The sequence below is a fragment of the Paenibacillus tundrae genome, assembly GCF_030812775.1.
Lineage (GTDB): Bacteria > Bacillota > Bacilli > Paenibacillales > Paenibacillaceae > Paenibacillus > Paenibacillus tundrae_A.
In genome coordinates, this window is record NZ_JAUSTI010000001.1 from 649,172 (window position 1) to 658,974 (window position 9,803).

At 43.6% G+C, this 9,803-nt stretch carries 11 protein-coding genes; 5 read left to right on the top strand and 6 right to left on the bottom strand.

The features are described 5' to 3' along the window. Nucleotides 1-55 precede the first annotated feature (55 nt). The gene (locus J2T19_RS03265) at nucleotides 56-781 is read right to left on the bottom strand and encodes an RluA family pseudouridine synthase (RefSeq protein WP_307213078.1); all 726 of its coding nucleotides are present in this window, start codon (nucleotides 779-781) and stop codon (nucleotides 56-58) included. Nucleotides 782-783: 2 nt separating this feature from the next. After that, on the bottom strand, nucleotides 784-1,647 hold the full coding sequence (locus tag J2T19_RS03270; protein WP_145047516.1) for a class I SAM-dependent methyltransferase: 864 nt from the start codon (nucleotides 1,645-1,647) through the stop codon (nucleotides 784-786). 313 nt (nucleotides 1,648-1,960) lie between these two features. Here J2T19_RS03270 and J2T19_RS03275 point away from each other — a divergent pair, with 313 nt between their 5' ends. From J2T19_RS03275 to J2T19_RS03285, 3 genes are read left to right on the top strand one after another with little or no spacing between them, the layout of a single operon-like run. Then, nucleotides 1,961-2,413: a flavodoxin gene (locus J2T19_RS03275; protein WP_056689646.1), complete on the top strand. Its 453-nt coding sequence runs from the start codon at nucleotides 1,961-1,963 to the stop codon at nucleotides 2,411-2,413. A gap of 5 nt (nucleotides 2,414-2,418) precedes the next feature. Next, entirely contained in the window at nucleotides 2,419-3,222 is an 804-nt protein-coding gene (locus J2T19_RS03280; protein WP_307213081.1) for a hypothetical protein, read from the top strand. A 40-nt stretch (nucleotides 3,223-3,262) separates the two neighbouring features. Further along, a complete protein-coding gene (locus J2T19_RS03285; RefSeq protein WP_307213083.1) occupies nucleotides 3,263-3,829 on the top strand; it encodes a nitroreductase family protein in 567 nt (188 codons plus the stop codon). A 24-nt stretch (nucleotides 3,830-3,853) separates the two neighbouring features. Here the strand turns inward: J2T19_RS03285 and J2T19_RS03290 are convergent, their stop codons facing one another. Both J2T19_RS03290 and J2T19_RS03295 read right to left on the bottom strand, forming a co-directional pair. Continuing rightward, nucleotides 3,854-5,308, bottom strand: coding sequence for a 4-hydroxyphenylacetate 3-hydroxylase family protein (locus J2T19_RS03290; RefSeq protein ID WP_307213085.1), 1,455 nt, complete (start codon nucleotides 5,306-5,308; stop codon nucleotides 3,854-3,856). A 207-nt stretch (nucleotides 5,309-5,515) separates the two neighbouring features. Next, the gene (locus J2T19_RS03295; RefSeq protein ID WP_082560211.1) at nucleotides 5,516-5,668 is read right to left on the bottom strand and encodes a DUF1540 domain-containing protein; all 153 of its coding nucleotides are present in this window, start codon (nucleotides 5,666-5,668) and stop codon (nucleotides 5,516-5,518) included. A gap of 357 nt (nucleotides 5,669-6,025) precedes the next feature. Here J2T19_RS03295 and J2T19_RS03300 point away from each other — a divergent pair, with 357 nt between their 5' ends. Beyond that, complete coding sequence (locus J2T19_RS03300; protein ID WP_307213088.1) at nucleotides 6,026-6,838, top strand: AAA family ATPase; 813 nt, start codon at nucleotides 6,026-6,028, stop codon at nucleotides 6,836-6,838. A 175-nt stretch (nucleotides 6,839-7,013) separates the two neighbouring features. Here the strand turns inward: J2T19_RS03300 and J2T19_RS03305 are convergent, their stop codons facing one another. Beyond that, nucleotides 7,014-7,826, bottom strand: a complete 813-nt coding sequence (locus J2T19_RS03305) for an undecaprenyl-diphosphate phosphatase (protein WP_307213090.1) — start codon at nucleotides 7,824-7,826, stop codon at nucleotides 7,014-7,016. A gap of 335 nt (nucleotides 7,827-8,161) precedes the next feature. On the opposite strand from J2T19_RS03305, the gene J2T19_RS03310 reads away from it, so the two are divergent. Then, nucleotides 8,162-9,184: an ABC transporter substrate-binding protein gene (locus J2T19_RS03310; protein ID WP_307213093.1), complete on the top strand. Its 1,023-nt coding sequence runs from the start codon at nucleotides 8,162-8,164 to the stop codon at nucleotides 9,182-9,184. An 86-nt stretch (nucleotides 9,185-9,270) separates the two neighbouring features. Here J2T19_RS03310 and J2T19_RS03315 read toward each other — a convergent pair. Next, a partial coding sequence (locus J2T19_RS03315) for an IS3 family transposase (RefSeq protein WP_307213094.1) occupies nucleotides 9,271-9,803 on the bottom strand: 533 nt, incomplete at its 5' end.

Sequence of the window (9,803 nt, forward strand, 5' to 3'; positions counted from 1 at the left end):
TCACATAAGAATAAAACCGTGTACCCATGTCTAAGCGGGATACACGGTTATTGTACTAATTCTGAAAAGCCTGCTCATACACTTGAACTGGCCATTCAGCCCAAGGAAATTCACGCGGAGGAAGTGATTTTAGCGTAATCTCTTCTTTGGTCACTGGATGGGGAAATCCTGCAATAGTAGACCAGAGGGCGATCTGCTGTCCTGGTTTATTCACTCCTGCGCCGTACTTCTGATCTCCGAACAGAGGGCAATGGATGGCTTGCATCTGTACCCGAATCTGATGGGATCTGCCGGTATGCAGTTCAACACGCACAAGACTGTACCGGTCATTCTGACCGAGCACTTGGTAGTCTAATACGGCATCTTTACCGCCAGGTGTACCTGGGGGCACAACGGTAACCGTATTTGTGCGGGCATCCTTCAGCAAAGTATGCTTGAGCGTACCACGCTGAGCTGGTGGCTTGCCATACACAACAGCGGTATATATTTTACGGAAATCTCGTCCCCGGACAGTCTCAGACAAACGAGAAGCCGCTTTGGATGTTTTGGCAAAGATCATCGCTCCACCGACAGGCCGATCAAGTCGATGAACGAGACCGAGATACACATTACCCGGTTTATTGTAGCGTTCCTTTAGATCCTGTTTAAGCAGTGTGAGCAGATCCGGATCTCCAGAGGAATCCTCCTGTGTTGGGACGTTCACGGGTTTAACAATGCCAAGCAAGTGATTGTCCTCAAACAAAATAGGTATATCTACTGTACGGTGTGAATGATCAGACATGACTAGGACTCCCAGCGGCCCAAGATGCCGCAAGGCAGGTCAAGACCACTACGTGTAATCGGCAAGCCAATTTCACCTGCGGTGATATTGCCTCCATATTGTGCGGACATCGTCATCGTAAGCATGTTACGCAACACCGTTGGAGAGATACCAGTTGTGTATGAGTTAATAAGCAAGAATAACGGATTATCCGACAAAATGTTCATGCAGGACTTAAGGAACGGGTACAAGTTCTGTTCCAGCTTCCAAGTCTCTCCATTGGGTCCTCGACCATAGGAAGGAGGATCCATAATAATCGCATCGTAACGGTTACCACGACGTTCTTCCCGTTGTACGAATTTGAATACATCATCTGTAATGAAGCGAACAGGACGGTCTGCTAGCCCAGATAACTGTACATTTTCCTTCGCCCATTGTACCATACCTTTAGCTGCATCTACGTGCACAACAGAAGCGCCAGCATAAGCAGCAGCAACTGTTGCACCGCCTGTGTAAGCAAACAGGTTTAATACAGAGATCGGGCGACCTGCGTTCTTAATTTTATCCATCATCCAGCTCCAATTAGCGGCTTGTTCAGGAAACAGACCGGTATGCTTAAAGCTAGTTGGTTTAATATGAAACTTAAGATTCTCATAACCGATTGTCCAGCGTTCTGGAATCGGCTTTTTCATATCCCAGCTGCCGCCACCAGAAGAACTACGATGGTAATGACCATGCACCTGACGCCATTCATTCGTTTCTTGTTTAAGTGGCCAGATAATCTGTGGATCGGGTCTGCGTAAAATGACATCGCCCCAACGTTCCAGCTTCTCGCCGCCTCCTGTATCAATTACTTCATAATCCTTCCATTGATTAGCTACGTACATATTCATTTATCCATCCTTCAAAAGTCATTTGGATACTATTGTACAACAAAAATAGACATATACGCCAGTTAGGGGGGCGCAAGACCTATAAGAAAACAAGCTTGTGAGGAAGGTTGCTCCACACTACGATGTATAGTTTCATACCGATATGCCTTTTAGTGTTGTTTTTGAGTTAGCTCCGTATACTAAAATTGATTACATTGGAAAAATTAATTTGACAATGATAATCATTATCACATATGATTTTGATAATTCAAACGTTACTTCATTCGAGAATTAATATCCATGATTAAATAAAGTGAGGGAATAATAGATGGCTAAATTGTTAGTGGCTTATGCAAGTATGACAGGGAATACAGAAGAGATTGCTGAATTGATTGTGGAAGGAATCAAGCAGAGTGGTCATGAGGCTGACCTCAAGTCTGTAACGGATTGTAATGCAGCGGATGTGCTGGATTATGATGGATTTCTAATTGGAGTATATACCTGGGGAGACGGAGAGCTACCCGATGAGTTTCTTGATTTCTATGAAGAGCTGGATGAATTAGATCTGACCGGCAAAAGAGCCGCAGTATTTGGCAGTGGTGATACTTCCTATGAGCAGTACTGCGGAGCGGTTGATTTAGCAGCAGAGAAGTTGCAGGAGCGTGGGGCGGAAGTATATCCAGAAATGCTTAAAATTGAATATAGTCCGCTGGAGCAGGAGAAGGATACTTGCCGTGACTTTGGCAAAAAATTCATTGCTGCCGGATTACAGGTGTCCTAGAGAAGATGTTAAAACAACATGTTCAAGCAGGCGTTCCATTGGGGTTGTCAGGAACCTCAACGCAACTGCTTGAAGATTACAAATTAGAGGAGATGCTGCGTAGCCCACACCGGTTCATTCGCCCAGAACCTGAGATCACGCAGGCATCCCAACTCCTATGGAGACATCGAGTCCAGTATGCGGTCAGTCACGCAGTGAATGCCTTTTACAGTATGGAACCGAATGTGCGTAAGGAAGTGCCTGTACAGTACATGCTGGAGAAGTGGTGGCCTAAGAAAACAACGGGATTTGACTCAGTGCTCCATTACTGGGAAGTGAAAAATAAAGTCATTGATGAGTTATCTCGTATCATTCGTACCAATGAAGACCTGCAGCATCCTTCAATTTTGTTCGAACAGTGGAAAACAGAGATACCTTCTTTATCTATGGAATTGTCGATGATCTTTCACGCCGCATGGCAGCCTGAGGGCTGGGACTCGCTGTTAATCCAGAAATATATGGTGATATATGACCCCAATGTTGTTGAAGCTTTTCAGCACATGGCAAGTGTGTTTTGTTATGAGGCCTTTGGCAAACTGCCTGGCATGATTGAAGTGTATTGTTTGTTGGAAGGGCGTAAAGTCCGTTTTATGCCTGGGCGCCAGTCCCTTGCTCGCTCTATGGATTATATTCATTTGATTCGAGACAGTGTACCGCAAACTGAAAACGTAGAATCAGATCAATTCAGTGCACGTGACAAAGCTCGCATCCAGGAAGAAACCGATCGACGTAGAAGTGAAATAGAGACGAAGAAAACTTGGTTAATGTAGAGAAAGAGAAGCTAAAGTGAGATGAAGGAGGATTGATACCATGTCTAGCCATACGAAACATGAGATGGGTAATGTGAGAAGTCAAGCTGGAAGCTGTGAATTTAGTCCAATCCCTGTACCCCAAGCGGTCATTGGACAATTGTTGGATGAAGCAGACCCGTCATTATATGTAATGAGTTCAGAGCCGTGGCGCTTTATGTTGTTCGCCGGGGAAGGACGCCAGTTATACTTGGAGGCAGTTAGACAGAGCTATCCTCCTCACTTGGCTGATCGTTATGGGGATTGGGCTACGTATCAGTACACTGAGGCGATCCCAGCACATCTAGTCGTCGTAGCCCCATCTGCTGCCAGAGAGGATCAATCGTTACCAGCGAAGGCATGGAGTAGACGATTCTCATTACTGGCAGCAGAAAAAGGTTTGCATGCTGTGTGGAAGATGAACGATTATCAACATCATCCAGTGTTTATGAATCTGATGGGTCTAACCCCTGAAGAGAAAGTGCTGGGTGTGTTTCATATCGGGTATGGAGACCAGCCAGCGTTCAGGCATGTTGACTATGGCAGACCCGCTTCTGAGCTTATGACGGTGTACGATCATCTCGTTTAAACGATGTTCACTTTACAGATGTCGTCATTCTGTGCCTGCGAGGAAGTTGCGAACGAGTTCACGGTAAGTTTGATCCTTCGAATAGGTGTTGTACAGTCTATTGGATACAGTTATTGAGTTGCCAAAGAAGAACCGTTCAAACTGAGTCTGTCTTCCACCGAAAGATCCTGAGCCCAGCTCCCAGATCAGACGAAACAGTGCGGTGCGTTCTATAGATGATGAGTCGGTGCCTCTAAGATACGTATTAAGATGAGCAGCTACATCGGATTGGAACTCCTCTTGTTGCGGGATCATAATCATGCCGCTGGAGGCTAACAACTGCATTGTATCTATCATGTCAGGATAGAGTTTCGGATACAAGATGTTCGCTGCCATCAGAGGTTTAGGAGCAGGTAGTAAGAATCCTCTGCCGTAGGGTATGGCATTGGTTTCTGCCGCAATCGCTAATGCTTTTAACGTTTCAAGTCCTGCTAATATACGAGCGGTTTTTTCAATGACATGTGTTTCAGAGACCTGATCCAGTGTCTCCGTAAGTAACTGTATCGTTCCCAAAATAAATTCGGTCTTGGCAATATAGCGACACAATACCTGATGTCCTGCGTAGATGTGGAAATGACTTCCGCTGAATAAACGTGAGGACATTTCTTCATCTCCGGCGAAGAAGACTCGTTCATGAGGCACCAATACATGGTCAAAAATAACGATGTTATCCATCTCTTCATATCTGGAGCTAAGCGGATAATTGTAACGTGAATCTGCAGCATACGTATCTCGGCAGATCATACTGATGCCTGGCAGATCATTAGGGACGGCAAAGGCGAAGGCAAAGGGATTCTCATCATCGAATGGTGCAGGAGAAGGGGAAGGATATACGAAAATCTCATCACAAGTGGCACCCTGGGTCGCCATCATGAATGCACCATTAATGATCAAGCCATCAGGTGTTCGATCTACGATCTTAGCCGCAATGGCATCTTCGGTTGCGTCCATTTGTCCGGATATTTTGCTGGCATGGGGCTGAATGAATGCATGAGAGAGTGTAATATCATTGTCGCGGCAATAAGCGTAGTAGTTTTTTAAATTCTCAGCATATTGTGGTGATAAGTCATTCAGTAGGTCTGCAGCGGTATAAAAGGACATAATTGCAGTATTCATGTAATCAGGAGAGCGACCTAAGAAGCCATGATGCATGTTAGACCATAGATTCATGGAGATACGGCGTTTCTCTAGATCATCCACGCTTTTGGGTGGAAGAAAGGAAAGGCCTACTGGCTTGCCATCTACTGGGGAGGCATAGGTCATCTTAGCCGCAAGCAACGGGTCGTGCTGCATATCATACATTTTGGCCTGAGTATCCATTAAACCAGCAAAAGCAAGATGGTCTGAACGGTTTCCGATCACTAGGTTTCCTTTGTACCATACAGGTACTGTTTGGGCATTGATACGTTCAACATACTGTTTGCCATTTTTAGCGGGCATCGTTATTCACCTCTTGGATCTAATCGTTCATGGGCATACGCACTGCTCTGGTAGTTTACGTGTGAGGAATGTCCAGTGTGCATTCGAGAGCGATAAGGGAATAACGTTTTTTTGTAAGAAGGGCTTGATAATAATTATCATTCTTGTTACAATACAAAAAGAAAAAGGAACCGGCTAGGGCTCCTTTAACTTCAACAATGAAGTAACTTATTTTACTTCAAAAGTTTTGCAGTCTGTTTCCGCAGACTCAACTGCTTTTTTGGAGCTGTGGCTTACGATATAAATAGAGCTTGCATTACATTTGTTCTCTTGAGCCCAGTGAACACAAGAATTTACTTCGCACAATACGTCTTTTGCCATGATTAATAACCTCGCTTTGTAGTGGGATTACATTCGTTGGTATAAGACATATCCAGATTCTGCAAGTTGCCGCTTGCTAATCTGATTTATTGCTCTCTAACTTAAGAGGGCTTTTTTGCGTTACACACAACGATGCACAATTAGAATAGCAAATAATGTCTCGGCTTGCAACAGGACAAGACTACTTGAGTGCTTTTTATCCCAAAATCTCTTCAGTATTGGCAAAAAGGAGTTTGTGTGATATCTTTTAATAGTAATTATTACGAATAAAAAACAAGCAACGGATTATACTTATTTATAGATCATCAACAATTTTAATAGATACCGCTTGATTAGCGTTGAAGGAGAGTTAGCGTAATGAGTAAAACCAATCACATCAATCGTATCCCACGAGCAAAAGGGATTGATATGGCTGCATTCTATTCACCCAAGGAATGTGCACGTAAAGCCAAACATATTGTATTTTCGGCGGAGAACGAACGCATCATTGAAGAGTTTCTAACGATTCTTGGGATGAAGGATCGTTTTGCAGAACACGAGGTTCCCATTCCGAATAAATTAGTCATGTTTGGGCCGCCAGGCACAGGTAAAACGTTAACCGCATCGTATGTAGCAGATCGTCTGAACTTGCCGTTAGTGCTTGTACGTCTGGATGCGATCATTCATAGTCATCTCGGGGAAACGAGTACCAATGTGCGTAAATTGTTCGAATATGCGAGAGTGAATCCTTGCGTGCTCTTCTTGGATGAGTTCGATGCGATTGCGCGCACAAGAGAAAGTAACGATGAGGTAAAAGAAATGGCTAGAGTTGTGAATACGTTGTTGCAATGCTTAGATGAGTTCGAAGGAGACAGTATATGTATTGCTGCAACGAACCTCGAAACACAATTGGATCATGCGATCTGGCGCAGGTTTGATACCAAAATGAATTACGCTATGCCAGACGTTCAGAGCAGGCAACTCTATATTAACAAGCTGGTGGGACAGTTCGAACACCAGGCTGATGTGAAGCATTATATGTGTCAGCGTTTAGAAGGCTGCAGCTTCGCCGATGTAGAACAAATTATTCTGAAAGCCAAAAGAAAAGCGATTATAACAAGCAGCCCTCTGCATGAGCAATTAATCTCAGATGCTTATGATGAATATATGCCACGGTTACTCGGAACCTAATACAAAGACTGGAATCAGACGGAGAATATAACCCGACAATGGGAAGTTGCAACTGAAAATAATGAATGAATTAGAAGATTGGGAATAAGATTAAGAATTTCAACGTATCTCGTGTATGAAACGAAAAAAGGAACAATTTGGCGATGTGCCAGTTGTTCCTTTTTTGTCTTTATTTTTATAAAAAGATAAGCAATAATGTCCCGGCTGCAAAACAGTAATACGAGAAATATTTGAGGTTACCTTTCGCCATAATTCCCATAAACCATCTCATTGAGAAGTAAGTGACGAATAGTGTAGTGATGAATGCAATCAGATAAGGAATGGCGAGTTGACCCCGGTTTGGATCGTTGGCGATGTCTGATACACCCAGGATGAGTCCGCCGATGCTTATAGGAATATAGAGCATAAAGGAGAATTTCAGAGCAGTTTCCTGTTTCATACCAACTGCAATGGAGGCAATGACCGTAGCACCCGAACGGCTAATGCCGGGAATGAGTGCAACAGCCTGAGCAAGACCGACCAACAGCGCATCCTTAGTAGAGAGATCGCCGTCCTGCTTACGTCCACGAAGATTTCGAATCAGCCAGAGGGCAACCCCAGTAATTAATAGCGCGATGGCAACGGTGTATACGGACGAGAAAATTTCTTCGATCTGGTCTTTGAACAGAACTGCAACGACAGCAGCAGGAACTGTACCGATGACTATGTACAAGCAAAACATAAAGTCTGCTTTATATTCTTGTTTTCGCGTTCGCAGATATCCTAATGCACCGATAATTAGTTTTTTAATATCTTCTCGGAAAATAAAAACAATCGCGAGTAGAGAAGCCGTGTTGGTCAGAATCTCAAAGGACAATCCGTTCTGCTTCAACCCCATAAGTCGTTGGGCAATGATCAGATGTCCACTAGAGGAAACCGGAATCGGCTCTGTCGCACCTTGTACGATCCCTAATATCAAATACTTTAACCACAATATAATGTCTTCCATCTTGTCCTCCTTGAATACGTATCATTGGGGCTGCCAATGATCATCTCTTTTTCTCTTATAAGGATATACTACTCTATTGATGATAGTTGTTTAGCTTACTGACTTGCAAGTTTCAATTTCGTAAGAAGTTGAAAATAAAATTATTCATACATATACGTAATGGGTTGTAATGGGCTGTTTACGCCCGAACCATGACCTCGCTCAATATGCTTTCGCTGTTGAAGTCATGGGGATTCCTCGTTACTGTAAGACATATGAAATATGCTTGTAAGTTGTTTCATAGCGTGATATTATTTGATAATGATTATCAATATCAAATAAGAGGTGGGTTTATTTTGCGTAAAGGGAAAACTTCTATATGGCTCATGATGGCACTTGCGATCCTGCTCATACTAAGTGCCTGCGGACAATCTGTAGCCACTAATGCTTCAACAGATGAGGGTACTAACGTAACAGCAGAGTCAGAAACGAAGACAGTTCAGGATACAGCGTCAGCTGGCTCTCCATCTACAGAAGCAGAATTAGTCACATTTCAATCCGATGCAGGAGAAGTTCAGGTGCCTAAAGATCCGAAACGAATTGTTGATTTAACCGCATTTACAACTGGTTATTTTGTTGCCCTGGATGCTCCAATTGTTGGGGCTTTAACCGGCGCCATGAATAATAAGTATATCAAGGATCAACTGACAGCAGCAGGAGTTACGGATTTGGGTGAAGTGCCTACACCAGAGCAACTGGTTAGTCTGAAACCTGATTTATTCATTGCATACACGGGGACAGAGGGAATCGATCAATTATCACTCATTGCACCTGTAGTACAGATTGAATATGGTAAACGGCCTTTCAGAGAGCTATTGCTTGAACTAGGCAAGCTGACTAATAGAGAAGACGAAGCGCAAGCTTGGTTAACCAATTGGGAAAAGCAGATTAACGATTTGAAGCCTAAAGTGGAAAATGCTGTAGGCGATCGTACGGTTTCCATCCTGAATCCTTATGAAAAAGGCTTGTATGTCTTCGGACATAATTACGGCCGTGGTGGTGAAATCATCTATGGTGAGTTTGGACTCAAGGCACCAACCAAGGCTCAGGCAGAGGCAATCGACAGTGGAACAGGATGGGCTTCCATTTCCATGGAGGTTTTACCTGATTATGCGGGAGATATTATCTTCACTAGCTCATGGTCTGGTGATACAAATGATGCTTCGAAAGTCTATGAGCACAGCCTATGGAAGAGCCTTCCTGCAGTTAAAGCGAATCATGTGTTCCAACTTGATCCTACCTCCGATACATACAATGATCCGGTAACGCTGGAGGGTCAACTGAAGTTTATCTCTGACAGCCTATTGTCAGCGAAGTAACCTTTAGAACGAATAAGGATTTAACTAAAAAAGACTTCCGTCTTAAGTAAACTGTACCCTATGTAAAGGACATTTCTAAAAAAGACCTACATGGCTTGAAGAAGGTGATCTCTGTATTCTACAGGGGTCATCCTTTTTAAGTTCCACTGGTATCTGTAGTGGTTGTAGTAGGTCATATAGGCTTTAATTTCTCGCTTAACCTCATCTAACGTCGTGCAGTTCTTCAGCGAAACTTCATCCTTAAAATGACCAAAGAACGACTCCTGCGGAGCATTATCCCAGCAGTTTCCTCGTCTAGACATGGATTGTCCAAGGCCCATACGTTTCACTTTCTTTTGAAAATCGAGATGAGTATAATGGGTACCTTGATCCGAATGAATAAACGCGCCTTTCGCTTTCTTGAATCTACGATTTTTCTGCAAATGAATTAGCGTATTCGTCGCCAAATCCATGGTGATTCGGTCCGATACATGATAAGCCAAAATTTCATTGGTGGAGCTGTCCTTAATCGTAGATAGATATGCACGCTTTCCTTTTCCATAGGTCAAGTAGGTGATATCTGTAAGAAGAACCTTGGCAGGAATACCTTGCTTGAAATGGCGTTGTAGCAGGTTAGGGA

Coding starts and splice junctions, on each gene's coding strand:
- J2T19_RS03265 (WP_307213078.1), bottom strand. CDS start 781: ATGTCTGATCATTCACACCGTACAGTAGATATACCTATTTTGTTTGAG.
- J2T19_RS03270 (WP_145047516.1), bottom strand. CDS start 1,647: ATGTACGTAGCTAATCAATGGAAGGATTATGAAGTAATTGATACAGGA.
- J2T19_RS03275 (WP_056689646.1), top strand. CDS start 1,961: ATGGCTAAATTGTTAGTGGCTTATGCAAGTATGACAGGGAATACAGAA.
- J2T19_RS03280 (WP_307213081.1), top strand. CDS start 2,419: ATGTTAAAACAACATGTTCAAGCAGGCGTTCCATTGGGGTTGTCAGGA.
- J2T19_RS03285 (WP_307213083.1), top strand. CDS start 3,263: ATGTCTAGCCATACGAAACATGAGATGGGTAATGTGAGAAGTCAAGCT.
- J2T19_RS03290 (WP_307213085.1), bottom strand. CDS start 5,308: ATGCCCGCTAAAAATGGCAAACAGTATGTTGAACGTATCAATGCCCAA.
- J2T19_RS03295 (WP_082560211.1), bottom strand. CDS start 5,668: ATGGCAAAAGACGTATTGTGCGAAGTAAATTCTTGTGTTCACTGGGCT.
- J2T19_RS03300 (WP_307213088.1), top strand. CDS start 6,026: ATGAGTAAAACCAATCACATCAATCGTATCCCACGAGCAAAAGGGATT.
- J2T19_RS03305 (WP_307213090.1), bottom strand. CDS start 7,826: ATGGAAGACATTATATTGTGGTTAAAGTATTTGATATTAGGGATCGTA.